Origin of the sequence: Citrobacter sp. NCU1 (assembly GCF_010231475.1) — a bacterium.
Lineage (GTDB): Bacteria > Pseudomonadota > Gammaproteobacteria > Enterobacterales > Enterobacteriaceae > Citrobacter_D.
In genome coordinates this window covers 25,264-42,638 of the sequence record NZ_NRDO01000004.1, presented here as the reverse complement: position 1 = coordinate 42,638, position 17,375 = coordinate 25,264, and the positions used below count along the sequence as shown (strand labels likewise).

The window sequence follows — 17,375 nt, the reverse complement described above, 5'->3', positions numbered from 1 at the left end:
ACCAAAACAGAAGGTCGCCATGAATCGTTTTATTATGGCTAATAGCCAGCAGTGTCTGGGTTGCCATGCCTGTGAGGTCGCCTGCGTGATGGCCCATAATGCAGAGCAACATGTACTGAGCCAGCGGCATTATCAACCCAGGATTACGGTTATCAAACATCAGCATCAGCGCAGCGCGGTGACCTGCCACCACTGTGAAGATGCACCCTGCGCCCGAAGCTGTCCAAACGGCGCGATAAGTCACGTTAACAGCAGCGTACAGGTGAACCAGCAGAAATGTATCGGCTGCAAATCCTGCGTGGTCGCGTGTCCATTTGGCACTATGCAAATTGTGCTGACACCGGTCGCGCGCGATCAGGTCAAAGCCACGGCGCACAAATGCGACTTGTGTCAGGATCGTGAAGGCGGTCCGGCCTGCGTAGAAAACTGCCCGGCCAATGCGCTGCAACTGGTGACGGAGTCGTCCCTCGCCAGCTTGTCAAAAGCACGCCGTTTGCGTACGGCACGTCAGGAAAACCAACCCTGGCATACCGATGCCGCCGGGATGGCGCCTTATGTCGTGACTAAAGTTGAGCGGATGCAGGCGACACTGCCGCGCGGCGAGCCGGACAAACTGGCGATTGAGGCGCGAAAAACCACCTTTGAGGAAATTTATCTGCCATTTCGCACGCTCCAGGCCCAGCGCGAGGCATCGCGCTGTCTGAAGTGCGGCGAACACAGTATTTGTGAGTGGACCTGCCCATTACACAACCATATTCCGCAGTGGATTGAACTGGTCAAAGCCGGAAACATCGACGCGGCAGTGGAGCTCTCCCACCAGACTAACTGTCTGCCGGAAATTACTGGGCGTGTTTGCCCCCAGGACAGATTGTGTGAAGGGGCGTGTACCGTTCGCGACGAGCATGGTGCGGTCACGATCGGCAATATTGAGCGCTACATATCTGACCGGGCGTTAAGCAAAGGCTGGCATCCCGACCTGAGTGATGTCCAGAAGGTCGACAAACGTGTCGCCATTATCGGCGCGGGACCGGCAGGTCTGGCTTGTGCCGATGTACTGGCGCGTCATGGCGTGAGTGCAACGGTGTTCGATCGTCACCCGGAGATCGGCGGTTTGCTGACATTCGGTATCCCGGCCTTCAAGCTGGATAAATCGCTGCTGGCGCGCCGTCGGGAAATCTTCAGCGCAATGGGGATCCATTTTGAGCTGAATTGTGAAGTGGGCAAAGAGGTGACTCTTGAAGCGCTGCTGGAGGATTTCGATGCCGTATTCATCGGCGTGGGAACCTACCGCTCCATGAAAGCCGATCTGCCGAATGAAGATGCGCCAGGCGTTTACGATGCGCTGCCGTTTCTGATCGCCAATACGAAAAACGTGATGGGAATTGATGAGTCGCCGGATGAACCCTTTATTGATACCGCCGGGCTGAATGTCGTGGTGTTGGGCGGCGGCGATACGGCAATGGATTGTGTGCGTACGGCGTTGCGCCACGGCGCCAGTAAGGTGACCTGCGCTTATCGCCGTGATGAAGTCAACATGCCGGGCTCGAAGAAAGAGGTGAAAAACGCCAAAGAAGAAGGGGCGCACTTCGAGTTCAACGTGCAGCCGGTTGATCTGGTGCTCAACGGTGAAGGACGCGTGAGCGGCGTACGCTTGCTGCGTACTCAACTGGGCGAACCCGATGCGCAAGGGCGACGTCGTCCGGTACCTGTTGCAGGCAGCGAGTTTGTCATGCCGGCGGACGCGGTCATTATGGCGTTTGGTTTTCATCCTCACGGTATGCCGTGGCTGGAAGCCCACGGCGTGAAGGTGGACGACTGGGGACGGATCGCGGCTAACGTTGAGAGCACTTTCCGCTATCAGACCACCAATCCGAAAATCTTTGCCGGAGGCGATGCGGTACGCGGCGCCGATCTGGTGGTCACGGCAATGGCGGAGGGGCGACATGCCGCGCAGGGGATGATTGACTGGTTGGGGATAAAATCAGTCAAATCTCACTAGGTCAGGCTGACGACAAATCCGGTTTCACGGCGTAGTATGGTGATTCACTTCTCGCTGTGGAGCCGGTATGTCGCAAAAAATTACCCTCATCAAAGATAAAGTCCTCTCTGATAACTACTTCATCCTGCGCAACATCACCTACGATTTGACCCGCCAAAATGGGGATGTCATCCGCCACAAACGCGAGGTTTACGATCGCGGAAACGGCGCGACGATTCTGCTGTATAACGCGGAGAAAAAAACGGTTGTTCTGATCCGCCAGTTTCGTGTTGCCACCTGGGTTAATGGCAATGAAACGGGGCAATTGATCGAAACCTGTGCCGGTTTGTTGGATAACGACGAGCCGGAAACCTGCATCCGTAAAGAAGCGATCGAAGAGACCGGGTACCAGGTGGGGGAAGTGAAAAAGCTGTTTGAGCTGTATATGTCACCGGGCGGGGTAACGGAGCTGATCCACTTCTTTATTGCTGAATACAGCGATAACCAGCGCGCCAATGCAGGTGGGGGCGTGGAAGATGAAGATATCGACGTACTGGAATTACCCTTTACTCAGGCGCTGGAGATGATCAAATCGGGTGAAATACGTGACGGTAAGACGGTGTTATTACTCAATTATTTGCAGTCTTCACACCTAATGGACTGATAAATAAATGTTATAATTATTTACATTTCTTAACGTAATCCGATAAATCTGATTGAGCCGGATAGGGACCCCAACGAAGATACTCACTGTGTAAGCTGTTTGACTTTTGGGGTTCGTACCGGCCATGCGCTATCGCGTTATTTTCATTTTCCTGCTCAGCGTCATCGCGGCCCGACTTACGTGGGCGGCGCCAGCGCAACAGACGTTTTCCGACTGGCAGGTGACCTGTAATAATCAAAATTTCTGCGTGGCGCGAAACAGCGGTGAACATCATGGTCTGGTCATGACCCTGAGTCGCAGTGCCGGGGCGCGCACGGATGCCGTTTTACGCATCGATCTGGGCGGATTAACGCCCCCTGATGCAACAGAGGCGGATATTGCATCGCGCCTGTTGCTGGAAGGAAAGCCGCTGACGCTGGACGCTCAGAGCTGGCAGATCTCGCCGTGGCATCTGATGACGGGCGATGCGGCGACCATCACGTCATTTTTGCAGACCATTCAACAAGCCCGGGCGATTACCCTGAGCGGGGGGCCGCAAATCCTTTCACTGGAGGGATTAAAGGCCGCCTTACTGTTTATTGATTCTCAACAAAAACGTGTTGGCAGTGAAACGGCATGGATTGAAAAAGGCGACGATCCGCCGCTCAGCGTGCCGCCTGCGCCTGCGTTAAAAGGGGTGGCGATGATTAACCCCACACCGACCCCTCTGTCTGATGAAGAACGCAACGATCTGCTGGAATACGCTAACTGGCGAATGAATGGTTTTCGTTGTTCACTGGATCCGATGCGTCGCGAAGTTCGGGTCACCGCCCTGACCGATGACAAAGCGCTGATGATGATAGGCTGTGAGGCTGGCGCTTATAACACCATTGATCTGGCGTGGATTGTTTCACGCAAAAAAACGCTGACGTCCCGATCGCTGCGTCTACGCCTACCGTTTAATTCCGCTGCGGAAAGTAACGACATGGAGTTGATGAACGCCACGTTTGATGAAAAATCGCGTGAGTTGGTGACGCTGGCAAAAGGGCGGGGGTTAACCGACTGTGGTATTCAGACTCGCTGGCGTTTTGACGGCCAGCGTTTTCGTCTGGTGCGCTACGCCCAGGAGCCGAGTTGTGACAACTGGCATGGGCCAGACGCGTGGCCCACACTGTGGATCACGCGTTGATCGTGACGACAAGCAGACGTGAAGTAACGTGTAACCCGATATCCCTGCGAGTTCCCCCAGCCTTACGCAAACACGTCGGCAATTTTCCCGCCGGGAGCCAGGGGGCAAGGGAGGCGGTGGTGAGCCTCCCTTGCGCGTTCACGGGGAGTGTGGCTTCAGATAAACAGTGGTCATAGGGTGAACGTCACCCTTCACCAGACTAAAAGATTCTCCTTAATTCTTTCACTGACCTACCGGCTCAATACGTGATGCGCTTTCGCTACGATGTTCTCGACTGTAAAACCGAAGAACGGAAATAATTTCTCTGCCGGGGCAGATTCCCCGTAGCCGGTCATCCCGACAATAGCCCCTTTCAGCCCGACATATTTGTACCAGTAATCGGCGATACCCGCCTCGATAGCGACGCGGGCGCTGACTTTCGAGGGCAAAACCGATTCCCGGTACGCTTCATCCTGCGCGTCGAAAATATCCGTCGAAGGGAGGGAAACAACGCGGACATTGCGGCCTTCTCCTGTCAGTTTTTCTGCGGCCTGTAGCGTTATCTCCATTTCGGAGCCGGTCGCTATCAGGATCACATCCGGTTTTCCTCCGCTGTCTTTCAGCACATATCCGCCGCGGGCAATCTCTTTGACCTGCTCGGGGGTGCGCTCAATCTGAGCCAGATTCTGGCGAGAGAGGATCAGCGCCGTCGGGCCAGTACGCCGTTCAACGGCCAGTTTCCAGCCGACTGCCGCTTCGACCTGATCGCACGGTCGCCAGGTACTGAAGTTTGGTGTCAGTCGCAGGCTCGCTAACTGCTCAACCGCCTGGTGTGTCGGACCGTCTTCGCCCAGACCGATAGAGTCATGGGTATAGACCATGATTTGCCGGGCTTTCATTAGCGCTGCCATTCGGGCTGCGTTACGGGCGTATTCCACAAACATCAGGAAGGTCGCGGTGTAGGGTAAAAATCCGCCGTGATGGGCAATGCCGTTGGCAATGGCGGTCATGCCGAATTCACGTACGCCGTAGTGAATATAATTTCCTGCCAGATCCTCTGTCAGTGAGGTGGAGCCTTTCCAGATGGTCAGGTTGCTGGGGGCGAGATCGGCTGACCCACCGAGCAGTTCCGGCAGCAGTGGGCCGTAGACATTCAAGGTGTTCTGCGAGGCTTTACGGGTGGCAATTTTGGCCGGATTCGCCTGGAGTTCGGCGATATATTTCTGGGTAGTCTTTTCCCAGGATTTGGGCAGGTCGCCGTTCATCCTACGAGTAAACTCTGCCGCCAAATCGGGATGCGCTTTTGCATAGGCGGCGAACTTCGTCTTCCACGCCTGTTGTGTTTTTTCGCCTTTTTCATGGGCATCCCAGGCCTGATAAATCTCTTTAGGGATCTCAAAGGCAGGATGATGCCAGCCCAGTTTCTGGCGAGACAATGCCACTTCTTCCTGACCCAGCGGCGCGCCGTGCGCCTCTTCTTTGCCAGCTTTGTTCGGTGAGCCAAAGCCAATCACCGTCCGGCAAAGAATCAGCGACGGTTTATCTTTCACGCTTTGCGCCTGCAAAATCGCGTTTTTCACCGCTTGTGGATCGTGACCGTCGATCTCTTCCACCACATGCCAGTGGTATGCCTCGAAGCGTTTTGCCGTGTCATCGGTAAACCACCCTTTGGTTTCGCCATCAATGGAGATGCCATTGTGATCGTAAAAGCCGATCAGTTTACCGAGCCCTAACGTGCCCGCCAGCGAGCACGCCTCGTGGGAGATCCCTTCCATCAGGCAGCCGTCGCCCATAAACACATACGTGAAGTGATCGACAATCTCATTACCGGGCTGATTAAACTGCGCCGCCAGCGTACGTTCGGCGATCGCCATTCCGACGGCATTGGCTAAGCCCTGACCCAGCGGTCCCGTCGTGGTTTCTACACCCGGCGTATAGCCGATCTCTGGGTGTCCCGGTGTTTTGGAGTGCAACTGACGGAAATTCTTTAACTCGTCTAACGACAAGTCGTACCCGGAAAGATGCAGGAGGCTGTACAGCAACATGGAAGCGTGACCGTTGGACAAAATAAAGCGGTCGCGATCGGGCCAGCCGGGGTCAGCGGGATTGTGGCGCAGAAAATCATTCCACAGCACTTCGGCAATATCGGCCATCCCCATTGGCGCACCGGGATGTCCGGAATTGGCTTTTTGCACGGCATCCATACTCAGCGCACGAACAGCATTGGCAAGATCTTTACGGGTCATAAATCACTCCGTGGCAAGGTTTACAGTTTGGCAGCAAGCAGGTCTTCCAGTTTGCGTTGGTCAACGGCGAACAGACGAATACCGTCCGATAATTTTTCTACTGCCATTGCGTCCTGATTGTGTTCCCAGCGAAATTCCGCTTCCGTCATTGGCACTGGGCGGGGAAGGGCTTGTGACGCTGGTACCAGTTTGCGGACAACTGGCTCCTCCTTATCTTGTAGCTCTTTTAGCAGGTTAGGGGCGATAGTCAGGCGATCGCAGCCGGTCAGCGCCAGAATTTGTTCGGTGCGACGGAAACTGGCGCCCATAACGATGGTGTCATAGCGATGCTGCTTGAAGTAGTCGTAGATGTTACGTACTGATTTCACACCCGGATCTTCATCGACCACGTAGGGGTCCATTGAGCTGCGCGCCTGATACCAGTCGTAAATACGACCGACAAACGGTGAGATCAGAAATACGCCCGCTTCGGCGCAGGCGCGTGCCTGAGCGAACGAAAACAACAGCGTCAGGTTGCAGTTGATCCCCTCTTTTTCAAGCTGCTCAGCCGCGCGAATACCTTCCCAGGTTGAGGCCAGCTTGATGAGGATCCGTGACTTTTCGACACCTTGTTGTTGGTAGAGGTCCACCAGATGGCGCGCTTTCTGCATACTCTTTTCTTTGTCAAAAGAGAGGCGCGCATCCACTTCTGTCGACACGCGACCCGGAATGCTGTTCAGAATTTCCGCACCGAAATTGACCGCCAGTTTGTCGCAGGCTTCAGATACCTGTTTACGCTGGGTTTTTCCGTGGTGTTTGCCCCAGACAACCGCGTCGTCAACCAGATGACCGTACTGTGCAAGCCCGGCGGCCTTCAACAACAGCGAAGGGTTGGTGGTGGCATCCTGGGGGTGATAATGGCGAATTGACTCAATATCACCACTGTCGGCAACGACGGTGGTGAATTGTTTGATGCCGTCTAACTGGTTCATAGGAAATACTCCTTGAAAAGTAAAGTGTTAGCTGAGTGCTTTGATTCACACTTCTGAGAAATTCATGGGGTATACCACAAAAAAGCATAGCAGACGGGCATGGTAATGTTGGTTTAAGCAGGTAACATGGCAGTTATAAATTGATAACAAATTCTTTCTTTGAGTAGTGAGAGTTTGGTGACGTTCAAAGTTTGTGCCGCTCAGTGAGGCGATAATGTGCGGCTCAGTTGAACCGCACCACTTTTTTGATCGATACGTGAAAGGAACAACAAATGGATGACCAGTTAAAACAAAGTGCCCTTGATTTCCACGAATTTCCTGTTCCGGGTAAAATCCAGGTATCCCCGACAAAACCCCTTGCAACGCAGCGTGATCTTGCGCTGGCCTACTCGCCAGGTGTGGCTGCGCCCTGTCTTGAAATTGAAAAAGATCCGCTGGCTGCTTACAAATATACCGCGCGCGGCAACCTGGTCGCGGTGATCTCTAATGGTACGGCGGTGCTTGGCCTGGGCAATATTGGTGCGCTGGCAGGTAAACCGGTAATGGAAGGCAAAGGCGTTCTGTTTAAAAAGTTTGCCGGCATTGATGTGTTCGACATTGAAGTGGATGAACTCGACCCGGATAAATTTATTAACGTCGTTGCCGCGCTTGAACCGACGTTTGGCGGCATTAACCTTGAAGACATCAAAGCGCCCGAATGTTTTTACATTGAGCAAAAACTGCGCGAGCGCATGAATATTCCGGTCTTCCACGACGATCAACACGGTACGGCGATCATCAGCACTGCGGCCATCCTCAATGGCCTGCGCGTGGTGGAGAAAAACATCTCTGATGTGCGTATGGTGGTTTCCGGCGCAGGTGCGGCGGCGATTGCCTGTATGAATCTGCTGGTGGCGCTGGGGATGCAGAAGCACAACATTGTCGTGTGCGACTCGAAAGGCGTTATCTACAAAGACCGCGAACCGAATATGGCGGAAACCAAAGCGGCTTACGCGGTGGCGGACGACGGCAAACGTACGCTGGATGATGTGATCGACGGAGCGGACATTTTCCTCGGCTGCTCAGGACCAAAAGTCCTCACGCCTGAGATGGTGAAAAAAATGGCCCGTGCGCCGATGATTCTGGCGCTGGCCAACCCGGAACCTGAAATCCTGCCGCCGCTGGCGAAATCGGTGCGTGAAGACGCCATTATCTGTACCGGTCGTTCTGACTATCCAAACCAGGTGAACAACGTGCTGTGCTTCCCGTTCATCTTCCGTGGCGCGCTGGATGTGGGCGCCACGGCGATTAACGAAGAGATGAAACTGGCGGCAGTCCATGCCATTGCTGAACTGGCGCATGCAGAGCAAAGCGAAGTCGTGGCTTCCGCTTATGGCGATCAGGATCTGAGCTTCGGCCCGGACTACATTATTCCGAAACCGTTCGATCCGCGTCTGATCGTCAAGATCGCCCCTGCGGTGGCAAAAGCGGCGATGGATTCCGGTGTGGCGACGCGTCCGATTGCTGATTTTGACGCTTACATCGATAAACTGACCGAGTTTGTTTATAAAACCAACCTGTTCATGAAGCCTATCTTCTCTCTTGCCCGCAAAGCGCCAAAACGCGTGGTACTGACGGAAGGGGAAGAGGCGCGCGTCCTGCATGCCACGCAAGAATTGATCACCCTGGGGCTGGCGAAACCGATCCTGGTCGGTCGTCCGAGCGTGATCGAGATGCGTATTCAAAAACTGGGGCTGCAGATCAAAGCGGGCGTCGACTTTGAGATCGTCAACAATGAATCCGACCCGCGCTTTAAAGAGTACTGGAGCGAGTACTACCAGATCATGAAGCGCCGGGGGATTACCCAGGAGCAGGCGCAGCGCGCGGTGATCAGTAATACGACGGTGATTGGCGCAATTATGGTCCAGCGTGGCGAAGCGGATGCGATGATCTGCGGGACTATCGGCGACTATCACGAACACTTCAGCGTGGTGAAGGATATCTTCGGCTATCGCGAAGGCGTACATACGGCAGGTGCGATGAACGCCTTGCTGCTGCCAAGCGGTAACACCTTCATTGCAGATACCTATGTCAACGATGACCCAGGCCCGGAAGAGCTGGCTGAAATTGCGCTGATGGCGGCAGAAACCGTCCGTCGTTTTGGTATCGAGCCGAAAGTGGCGCTGTTGTCACACTCCAACTTTGGTTCCTCTAACTGTCCGTCTGCGGGCAAAATGCGCACGACGCTGGAACTGATCAGATCGCGGGCGCCTGATCTGATGATCGACGGCGAAATGCACGGAGACGCCGCACTGGTGGAGAGTATCCGTAATGAGCGGATGCCAGACAGCCCGCTGAAAGGGTCGGCCAATATTCTGGTCATGCCGAACATGGAAGCAGCCCGTATTAGTTACAACTTACTACGCGTCTCCAGCTCTGAAGGCGTCACGGTGGGACCCGTGTTGATGGGGGTCTCTAAACCGGTTCACGTATTAACGCCGATCGCCTCTGTTCGCCGTATTGTGAATATGGTGGCGCTGGCCGTTGTGGAAGCGCAAACACAGCCGCTGTAATTTCGTTTTAATTAATTCAGGCGCGGGTTTCTCCCGCGCTTTTTTTATATCCCCATTCTTAGTGATCCATCTCACCTTTTAAACCAGCTTGCCGAATTTTGTTATTTACTCTGGCGAAAAATTGCCACGATGAGGAAAGTTTCAACACAGGCGGCGAGCAATGGATAAAGAACGCATCATTCAGGAATTTGTGCCGGGAAAACAGGTCACGCTGGCGCATCTCATTGCGCACCCCGGTGAAGAACTGGCGAAAAAGATCGGCGTACCCGAAGCCGGAGCCATCGGCATTATGACGCTGACACCAGGCGAAACCGCGATGATTGCCGGTGACTTAGCCATGAAAGCGGCTGATGTACATATCGGTTTTCTCGACAGATTCAGCGGTGCGCTGGTGATTTATGGATCTGTCGGCGCGGTAGAAGAGGCGTTATTGCAGACGGTCAGCGGCCTGGGTCGCCTATTAAATTTCACGTTGTGCGATCTGACAAAAAGCTAATGAGAGGCGGCCATGAGACGAATTGCGTTTGTCGGCACCGTCGGCGCGGGAAAAACAACGCTTTTTAATGCATTGCAGGGGAATTATTCCCTCGCCAGAAAAACGCAGGCCGTGGAATTTAATGAAAACGGCGATATCGATACCCCAGGCGAATATTTTAGTCATCCTCGCTGGTATCACGCCTTAATTACCACGCTGCAGGATGTCGATACGCTGATTTATGTTCATGCAGCAAATGACAAAGAAAGTCGCTTACCTGCCGGGCTGTTGGATATCGGTGCCAGTAAACGACACATTGCCGTCATCAGCAAAACAGACGTACCGGATGCCGACGTCGCCGCAACGCGACAATTACTGCGCGGATTAGGGTTCCAGGACCCCGTTTTTGAACTCAATACGCATGATCCGAACAGCGTGCAGCATCTGGTGGATTATCTGGCAGCACTTACCGAACAGGAGGAAGGGGCAGGTGAAAAAACTTATCACAGCTAATGACATTCGTGCGGCCCACGCACGTGGCGAACAGGCAATGTCGGTTGTTCTGCGCGCCAGCATCATCACCCCGGAGGCCCGCGAAGTTGCGGAGCTACTGGGTGTCACGATCACCGAATGCGATGAAACGCCCGTCGTTGCGGCGCCGGCACAAGACGACAAAACGGACAGCCAGCGTATTCGTGAAACCATCATCGCCCAGTTGCCGGAAGGACAGTTCACCGAAAGCCTCGTCGCGCAGTTGATGGACAAGGTGATGAAGGAAAAACAGTCGCTGGAACAAGGTGGTATGCAGCCGAGTTTTACGTCGGTAACCGGTAAAGGCGGCGTGAAAGTGATTGACGGCAGCAGTGTGAAGTTTGGCCGCTTTGACGGCGCTGAACCCCACTGTGTCGGCTTAACGGATTTAGTGACGGACAAAGACGGTAGCAGCATGGCCGCTGGCTTTATGCAGTGGGATAACGCCTTCTTCCCGTGGACGCTGAATTACGACGAAATCGATATGGTTCTGGAAGGGGAACTCCACGTTCGACATCAGGGCGAAACCATGATTGCCAAAGCCGGGGACGTGATGTTCATCCCGAAAGGCTCCAGTATTGAATTTGGCACGCCATCGACCGTGAAATTCCTGTATGTGGCCTGGCCTGCGAATTGGCAGTCCTGCTAACTGCCTGACCCAGCAGGCTATTTTATTTGCCATTTTGGCTCTGGGCAGTGCTCACAATCCTCCCGTACTCCGCGTACGCTCCGGTTGTTCCGCGCTGTCCATGCCCAAACTGGCGGCAACAATGACGCCTGTTGGGACAGGCTTTGGGGCGGATGTATGAAGGATTTCATTACTGAAGCATGGCTGAGAGCGAATCACACGCTCAGCGAAGGGGCTGAAATTCACCTCCCCGTTGATGCTCGCCTGACGCCATCTGCCAGGGAACTGCTGGAAAGCCGTCACTTGCGCATTAAGTTTCTGGATGAACAAGGAAGTTTGTTTGTTGATGACGACGAGCAGCAACTGCAGTCGGTACACGGCTTGACCAGCAGCGACTCGCATCCGCAGGCGTGCTGCGAGCTGTGCCGTCAGGAAGTGACGAAAAAGCCCGATACGTTGACCCATCTGACGGCGGACAAAATGGTTGCGAAAAGCGACCCACGATTGGGGTTTCGCGCCGCGCTGGACAGCACCATCGCCCTGACGGTGTGGTTACAAATTGAGTTGCCGGAACAGTGGCAACCCTGGCTTGCGGACATTCGTTCGCGTCTGGGCAACATCATGCGCGCCGATGCGATGGACGAGCCGCTGGCGGCACAGTCCATCGTGGGATTCAGCGAGGAACAACTGCATCGGCTTTCTCATCAGCCGCTGCGCTACCTTGACCATGATCACCTGGTCCCGGAAGCCAGCCACGGCCGGGATGCCGCCTTACTGAATTTGCTGCGTACCAAAGTCCGTGAGACAGAAGTAGTGGCGGCCCAGGTCTTTATTACCCGTGGGTTCGACGTACTACGACCGGATATCTTGCAGGCGCTGAACCGCCTCTCGAGTACGGTTTACGTGATGATGATCCAAAGCGTGGTGAAGCATCCGCAGACGGTCAGCCAAATTCAACAACGACTGGGAGAGGGCAATGATCATTGAACGTTGCCGTGAGTTGGCAAAAAACTCACCGGCCCGGGTGGTCTTCCCGGACGCGCTGGACGTACGCGTGCTGAAAGCGGCGCATTACCTGCAACAGCAGGGGCTGGCGCAGCCGATTCTGGTGGCCAGCCCATTTGAGATGCGCCAGTTTTCTCTGACGCACCGCATTGCCATGGACGGTCTTCGCGTTATTGACCCACAAAGCAATCTGCAAATGCGCGAAGAATTTGCGCAGCGTTGGCTGGCGCGGGCTGGTGAGAAAACCCCGGCAGATGCGCTGGAGAAACTCAACGATCCGCTGATGTTCGCCGCCGCGATGGTTAGCGCAGGCAAGGCGGATGTCTGTATCGCGGGCAACCTGTCGTCAACGGCGAACGTACTGCGTGCAGGGCTACGCATCATTGGTTTGCAACCGGGCTGTAAAACGCTGTCGTCCCTTTTTCTGATGCTGCCGCAGTACACCGGACAACCATTAGGGTTTGCCGATTGCAGCGTGGTTCCACAGCCGACGGCGGCACAACTGGCGGATATTGCTATTGCCAGCGCCGACACCTGGCAGGCGATTACTGGCGTTGAACCGCGCGTGGCAATGCTGTCATTTTCCAGCAACGGCAGCGCTCGTCATCCCAACGTGGCTAACGTGCAACAGGCGACGGAGATCGTACGTGAACGTGCGCCGCAGCTTGTGGTTGATGGCGAATTGCAATTTGACGCCGCGTTTGTACCGGATGTCGCCGCGCAAAAAGCGCCAGCCAGTCCGTTACAGGGGAAAGCCAACGTGATGGTCTTTCCGTCGCTGGAGGCGGGCAACATCGGTTACAAAATTGCACAGCGTTTGGGGGGGTATCGCGCCGTCGGGCCATTGATTCAAGGGCTTGCCGCGCCGCTCCACGATCTCTCCCGAGGTTGTAGCGTGCAAGAAATTATCGAACTGGCGTTGGTAGCAGCTGTACCGCGCCAGACTGACGTGAGCCGTGAAAACGTCTCGCACACACTGGTTGTATAAGGTCCCGTTCTGGACCCTTTAAACGAGGAAAACACAATGGAAGCATTAGGAATGATCGAAACCCGGGGCCTGGTTGCACTGATTGAGGCTTCTGACGCAATGGTTAAAGCAGCACGCGTGAAGCTGGTTGGCGTGAAGCAGATCGGTGGCGGCCTGTGTACTGCCATGGTGCGCGGCGATGTGGCAGCGTGCAAAGCGGCGACCGATGCCGGTGCTGCCGCAGCGCAACGTATTGGCGAGCTGGTTTCTGTGCATGTTATTCCGCGTCCGCATGGCGATCTGGAAGAAGTGTTCCCGATCAGCTTCAAAGGCGACAGCAGCGACATGTAATCACCCCATGTGACGTCACTGGCTGGCGTCACTCTCTCTCCTTTTCGCATTGTTCTCTTTGGAGAGCAGGGGGAGGTTTTACCTGAAAATGCCACGGAGGCGGGTATGAAACTGGCAGTCGTCACAGGACAAATCGTTTGTACCGTACGCCATCAGGGGCTGGCGCATGACAAATTGTTGATGGTGGAAATGATTGATTCCCAAGGAAATCCCGACGGACAGTGTGCCGTTGCTATCGACAGCATTGGGGCGGGAACCGGGGAATGGGTATTGCTGGTCAGCGGCAGTTCTGCTCGCCAGGCTCATCGTAGCGAAGCGTCTCCTGTCGACTTGTGCGTGATTGGCATCGTCGACGAAGTGGTGGCTGGTGGTCAGGTGATCTTCCATAAATAAGGCAGAAAATCATGAATCAACAGGATATTGAACAGGTCGTCAAAGCGGTATTGCTGAAAATGAAAGACAGCAGCCAACCTGACCAGGCTGTTCATGAAATGGGCGTCTTTGCCTCCCTGGATGACGCGGTTGCCGCCGCAAAAGTGGCTCAGCAGGGGCTTAAGAGCGTCGCGATGCGCCAGTTGGCCATTCACGCTATTCGTGAAGCAGGCGAAAAACACGCCAGAGAATTAGCGGAACTTGCGGTTTCTGAAACCGGCATGGGACGTGTAGACGATAAATTTGCCAAAAACGTGGCACAGGCGCGCGGCACGCCGGGCGTGGAATGTCTGTCTCCCCAGGTTTTGACCGGCGATAACGGCCTGACCTTGATTGAAAACGCGCCGTGGGGCGTGGTGGCGTCGGTGACGCCGTCTACCAACCCGGCGGCAACGGTAATTAATAATGCCATCAGCCTGATTGCCGCAGGTAACAGCGTGGTATTCGCGCCCCATCCAGCGGCGAAAGGCGTTTCTCAACGCGCCATTACCTTACTCAACCAGGCGGTTGTCGCAGCGGGTGGTCCGGAAAACCTGCTGGTCACTGTCGCAAACCCCGATATCGAAACGGCTCAGCGCCTGTTTAAGTACCCGGGTATTGGTCTGCTGGTCGTCACTGGCGGCGAAGCGGTGGTAGATGCTGCACGTAAACACACCAATAAACGTCTGATTGCCGCCGGTGCCGGTAACCCGCCGGTCGTCGTCGATGAGACCGCAGACCTGGTGCGCGCCGCGCAATCCATCGTCAAAGGGGCCTCCTTTGATAACAACATTATCTGTGCCGACGAGAAGGTATTGATTGTTGTTGATAGCGTCGCCGATGAGCTGATGCGTCTGATGGAAAGCGAACAGGCGGTGAAACTGACCACGGCTCAGGCTGAACAGCTTCAGCCGGTGCTGCTGAAAAATGTCGATGAGAACGGAAAAGGCACCGTCAGTCGCGATTGGGTAGGACGTGATGCCGCGAAAATCGCCGCATCGATAGGTCTGAACGTACCAGCGCAAACGCGTCTGCTGTTTGTCGAAACGTCCGCCACTCACCCGTTCGCTGTCACCGAACTGATGATGCCGGTTTTACCGGTGGTGCGGGTGGCGAATGTTGACGAAGCCATTGCGCTGGCCGTGAAGCTGGAAGACGGCTGTCACCATACGGCAGCGATGCACTCGCGCAACATTGACAACATGAACCGGATGGCGAATGCCATTGATACCAGCATTTTCGTCAAGAACGGACCGTGCATTGCCGGACTTGGCCTGGGCGGAGAAGGCTGGACCACCATGACCATTACCACGCCAACCGGGGAAGGGGTGACCAGCGCGCGTACGTTTGTGCGTCTGCGTCGCTGTGTGTTAGTGGATGCGTTCCGCATCGTGTAAGTGCCTCAGGCTATACGGAGAAGAAGAGATGGCGCACGACGAACAACTATGGCTTAGCCCACGTTTGCAAAAGGCCGCTGCCCTGTGCAATCAGACGCCTGAAAACAGCGATTCCGCGCTGTGGCTGGGCGTTGATTTGGGCACCTGCGATGTGGTGTCGATGGTTGTCGATAGCGACGGAAACCCGGTGGCGGTCTGTCTCGATTGGGCCGACGTGGTGCGCGACGGCATCGTCTGGGATTTCTTCGGCGCGGTGACCATTGTTCGTCGCCATCTCGATACCCTTGAACAACAACTCGGTTGTCGGTTTACCCATGCGGCGACCTCGTTTCCGCCAGGTACTGACCCGCGCATTTCCATCAATGTGCTGGAATCCGCCGGACTGGAAGTCAGCCACGTACTGGATGAACCGACGGCCGTTGCGGATCTGCTGCAACTGGATAACGCCGGTGTGGTGGATATCGGCGGAGGAACCACGGGGATCGCTATCGTTAAACAGGGCAAGGTGACTTACTCCGCAGACGAAGCGACCGGCGGTCATCATATTTCCCTGACGCTGGCCGGAAACCGCCGCATTCAACTGGAAGAAGCAGAGCAATACAAGCGCAGCAACGGGGCAGAAATTTGGCCCGTGGTGAAGCCGGTCTACGAAAAGATGGCGGAAATTGTCGCCCATCATATCGAAGGGCAAGGGATCGCAGACCTCTGGCTGGCAGGTGGTTCGTGCATGCAGCCGGGGGTTCATGACCTGTTTTGCAAACGCTTTCCAGAGTTAGCGGTGCATTTGCCGCAGCACAGTTTGTTTATGACGCCGCTGGCGATTGCGAACAGCGGAAAAGAGAAAGCGGAGGGGATCCATGCAAGCTGAATTGCAGACGGCGCTGTTCCAGGCATTTGACACCCTGAATCTGCAACGGGTGAAAACGTTCAGCGTTCCACCGGTCACCTTGTGTGGTCTGGGGGCGCTCAGCGCCTGCGGGCAGGAAGCGCAAACGCGCGGGCTGACGCATCTGTTTGTGATGGTTGACAGTTTCCTGCATCAGGCCGGAATGACAGCCGCACTCACACGCAGTCTGGCGATGAAAGGGGTGGCGATGACTCTCTGGCCTTGTCCGGTTGGGGAGCCATGCATCACTGATGTGTGTGCAGCCGTGGCGCAACTGCGTGAGTCGAAGTGTGACGGCGTGGTGGCGTTTGGTGGTGGTTCAGTACTGGATGCGGCGAAAGCGGTCGCTTTACTGGTCACCAATCCTACACAAACATTGGCGGAAATGACGACGCAAAGCGCATTGCGTCCGCGTTTGCCGCTGATAGCAGTGCCGACGACGGCAGGGACCGGTTCGGAAACGACGAACGTGACGGTCATCATCGATGCGGTCACCGGACGTAAGCAGGTACTGGCGCATGCTTTTATGATGCCGGATGTGGCGATTCTGGATGCTGCACTGACGGAAGGTATTCCATCGCACGTGACCGCAATGACCGGGATCGACGCGTTAACGCACGCGGTTGAAGCGTACAGCGCGCTGAACGCCACACCGTTTACCGACAGTCTGGCCATTGGCGCGATTGCGATGATCGGCAAATCTCTGCCGAAAGCGGTGGGCAATGGTCACGATCTGGCGGCGCGGGAGAGCATGCTACTCGCCTCCTGTATGGCCGGGATGGCCTTTTCCAGCGCGGGGCTGGGGCTGTGTCATGCGATGGCGCACCAGCCGGGCGCGGCGCTGCACATTCCGCACGGACAAGCCAACGCCATGCTGTTATCGACGGTGATGGGATTTAACCGCATGGTGTGCCGTGAGCGCTTCAGCCACATCGGACGGGCATTAACCAATAAGAAATCAGACGATCGTGACGCGATTGTTGCTGTTAGCGAATTGATTGTCGAGGTGGGCCAGACCAAACGGCTCGCTGACGTCGGTGCTCAACCTTCGCAATACAGCGCATGGGCGCAGGCCGCGCAGGACGATATTTGTATCAGCAGCAACCCACGCACCGCGACGCAGGAACAGATTATCGAACTGTACGCGGCGGCGCAGTAAATGCCTG

Annotated in this window: 16 protein-coding genes; 14 read left to right on the top strand and 2 right to left on the bottom strand. The window is 55.4% G+C overall.

Features of this window, described 5'->3' with window-relative positions; translation table 11 throughout:
* The first annotated feature begins 19 nt into the window (after nucleotides 1–19).
* The 3 genes from aegA to CJP72_RS00980 all read left to right on the top strand — a co-directional run bounded on the left by aegA (nucleotide 20) and on the right by CJP72_RS00980 (nucleotide 3,810).
* The gene (gene aegA / locus CJP72_RS00990; RefSeq protein WP_162379047.1) at nucleotides 20–1,999 is read left to right on the top strand and encodes a formate-dependent uric acid utilization protein AegA; all 1,980 of its coding nucleotides are present in this window, start codon (nucleotides 20–22) and stop codon (nucleotides 1,997–1,999) included.
* Between the two features lie 67 nt (nucleotides 2,000–2,066).
* Complete coding sequence (gene nudK / locus CJP72_RS00985) at nucleotides 2,067–2,642, top strand: GDP-mannose pyrophosphatase NudK (RefSeq protein ID WP_162379046.1); 576 nt, start codon at nucleotides 2,067–2,069, stop codon at nucleotides 2,640–2,642.
* Nucleotides 2,643–2,766: 124 nt separating this feature from the next.
* Nucleotides 2,767–3,810 (top strand): DUF1176 domain-containing protein, encoded by a 1,044-nt coding sequence (locus CJP72_RS00980; RefSeq protein ID WP_162379045.1) that lies wholly within the window; start codon nucleotides 2,767–2,769, stop codon nucleotides 3,808–3,810.
* Between the two features lie 230 nt (nucleotides 3,811–4,040).
* Here the strand turns inward: CJP72_RS00980 and tkt are convergent, their stop codons facing one another.
* Both tkt and tal read right to left on the bottom strand, forming a co-directional pair.
* The gene (tkt, locus tag CJP72_RS00975) at nucleotides 4,041–6,035 is read right to left on the bottom strand and encodes a transketolase (protein ID WP_162379044.1); all 1,995 of its coding nucleotides are present in this window, start codon (nucleotides 6,033–6,035) and stop codon (nucleotides 4,041–4,043) included.
* Nucleotides 6,036–6,055: 20 nt separating this feature from the next.
* Nucleotides 6,056–7,006 (bottom strand): transaldolase, encoded by a 951-nt coding sequence (gene tal, locus CJP72_RS00970; RefSeq protein WP_162379043.1) that lies wholly within the window; start codon nucleotides 7,004–7,006, stop codon nucleotides 6,056–6,058.
* A gap of 272 nt (nucleotides 7,007–7,278) precedes the next feature.
* On the opposite strand from tal, the gene maeB reads away from it, so the two are divergent.
* From maeB to eutG, 11 genes are all read left to right on the top strand, one after another.
* Nucleotides 7,279–9,558, top strand: coding sequence for an NADP-dependent oxaloacetate-decarboxylating malate dehydrogenase (gene maeB / locus CJP72_RS00965; protein WP_162379042.1), 2,280 nt, complete (start codon nucleotides 7,279–7,281; stop codon nucleotides 9,556–9,558).
* 160 nt (nucleotides 9,559–9,718) lie between these two features.
* Nucleotides 9,719–10,054: an ethanolamine utilization microcompartment protein EutS gene (gene eutS / locus CJP72_RS00960; RefSeq protein WP_042317647.1), complete on the top strand. Its 336-nt coding sequence runs from the start codon at nucleotides 9,719–9,721 to the stop codon at nucleotides 10,052–10,054.
* A gap of 12 nt (nucleotides 10,055–10,066) precedes the next feature.
* Complete coding sequence (eutP, locus tag CJP72_RS00955; protein ID WP_162379041.1) at nucleotides 10,067–10,546, top strand: ethanolamine utilization acetate kinase EutP; 480 nt, start codon at nucleotides 10,067–10,069, stop codon at nucleotides 10,544–10,546.
* A complete protein-coding gene (gene eutQ / locus CJP72_RS00950; protein WP_162379040.1) occupies nucleotides 10,524–11,213 on the top strand; it encodes an ethanolamine utilization acetate kinase EutQ in 690 nt (229 codons plus the stop codon). Before eutP ends, eutQ begins: the two co-directional genes overlap by 23 nt.
* A 156-nt stretch (nucleotides 11,214–11,369) precedes the next feature.
* Entirely contained in the window at nucleotides 11,370–12,179 is an 810-nt protein-coding gene (gene eutT, locus CJP72_RS00945; protein ID WP_162379039.1) for an ethanolamine utilization cob(I)yrinic acid a,c-diamide adenosyltransferase EutT, read from the top strand.
* Nucleotides 12,169–13,185, top strand: a complete 1,017-nt coding sequence (gene pta / locus CJP72_RS00940; protein ID WP_162379038.1) for a phosphate acetyltransferase — start codon at nucleotides 12,169–12,171, stop codon at nucleotides 13,183–13,185. Before eutT ends, pta begins: the two co-directional genes overlap by 11 nt.
* Before the next feature lie 36 nt (nucleotides 13,186–13,221).
* The gene (gene eutM, locus CJP72_RS00935; protein ID WP_135324804.1) at nucleotides 13,222–13,515 is read left to right on the top strand and encodes an ethanolamine utilization microcompartment protein EutM; all 294 of its coding nucleotides are present in this window, start codon (nucleotides 13,222–13,224) and stop codon (nucleotides 13,513–13,515) included.
* A 105-nt stretch (nucleotides 13,516–13,620) separates the two neighbouring features.
* Nucleotides 13,621–13,908, top strand: coding sequence for an ethanolamine utilization microcompartment protein EutN (gene eutN / locus CJP72_RS00930; protein WP_162379037.1), 288 nt, complete (start codon nucleotides 13,621–13,623; stop codon nucleotides 13,906–13,908).
* An 11-nt stretch (nucleotides 13,909–13,919) separates the two neighbouring features.
* Entirely contained in the window at nucleotides 13,920–15,323 is a 1,404-nt protein-coding gene (locus tag CJP72_RS00925) for an aldehyde dehydrogenase family protein (RefSeq protein WP_162379036.1), read from the top strand.
* A gap of 28 nt (nucleotides 15,324–15,351) precedes the next feature.
* Nucleotides 15,352–16,191, top strand: coding sequence for an ethanolamine utilization protein EutJ (eutJ, locus tag CJP72_RS00920; protein WP_162379035.1), 840 nt, complete (start codon nucleotides 15,352–15,354; stop codon nucleotides 16,189–16,191).
* On the top strand, nucleotides 16,181–17,368 hold the full coding sequence (gene eutG, locus CJP72_RS00915; RefSeq protein WP_162379034.1) for an ethanolamine utilization ethanol dehydrogenase EutG: 1,188 nt from the start codon (nucleotides 16,181–16,183) through the stop codon (nucleotides 17,366–17,368). The genes eutJ and eutG overlap by 11 nt, the downstream gene beginning before the upstream one ends.
* Nucleotides 17,369–17,375: the final 7 nt, after the last annotated feature.

Excerpts from the sequence above, each read along its gene's own strand:
- aegA (WP_162379047.1), top strand. The coding sequence starts at position 20 with ATGAATCGTTTTATTATGGCTAATAGCCAGCAGTGTCTGGGTTGCCAT.
- nudK (WP_162379046.1), top strand. The coding sequence starts at position 2,067 with ATGTCGCAAAAAATTACCCTCATCAAAGATAAAGTCCTCTCTGATAAC.
- CJP72_RS00980 (WP_162379045.1), top strand. The coding sequence starts at position 2,767 with ATGCGCTATCGCGTTATTTTCATTTTCCTGCTCAGCGTCATCGCGGCC.
- tkt (WP_162379044.1), bottom strand. The coding sequence starts at position 6,035 with ATGACCCGTAAAGATCTTGCCAATGCTGTTCGTGCGCTGAGTATGGAT.
- tal (WP_162379043.1), bottom strand. The coding sequence starts at position 7,006 with ATGAACCAGTTAGACGGCATCAAACAATTCACCACCGTCGTTGCCGAC.
- maeB (WP_162379042.1), top strand. The coding sequence starts at position 7,279 with ATGGATGACCAGTTAAAACAAAGTGCCCTTGATTTCCACGAATTTCCT.
- eutS (WP_042317647.1), top strand. The coding sequence starts at position 9,719 with ATGGATAAAGAACGCATCATTCAGGAATTTGTGCCGGGAAAACAGGTC.
- eutP (WP_162379041.1), top strand. The coding sequence starts at position 10,067 with ATGAGACGAATTGCGTTTGTCGGCACCGTCGGCGCGGGAAAAACAACG.
- eutT (WP_162379039.1), top strand. The coding sequence starts at position 11,370 with ATGAAGGATTTCATTACTGAAGCATGGCTGAGAGCGAATCACACGCTC.
- pta (WP_162379038.1), top strand. The coding sequence starts at position 12,169 with ATGATCATTGAACGTTGCCGTGAGTTGGCAAAAAACTCACCGGCCCGG.
- eutM (WP_135324804.1), top strand. The coding sequence starts at position 13,222 with ATGGAAGCATTAGGAATGATCGAAACCCGGGGCCTGGTTGCACTGATT.
- eutN (WP_162379037.1), top strand. The coding sequence starts at position 13,621 with ATGAAACTGGCAGTCGTCACAGGACAAATCGTTTGTACCGTACGCCAT.
- CJP72_RS00925 (WP_162379036.1), top strand. The coding sequence starts at position 13,920 with ATGAATCAACAGGATATTGAACAGGTCGTCAAAGCGGTATTGCTGAAA.
- eutJ (WP_162379035.1), top strand. The coding sequence starts at position 15,352 with ATGGCGCACGACGAACAACTATGGCTTAGCCCACGTTTGCAAAAGGCC.
- eutG (WP_162379034.1), top strand. The coding sequence starts at position 16,181 with ATGCAAGCTGAATTGCAGACGGCGCTGTTCCAGGCATTTGACACCCTG.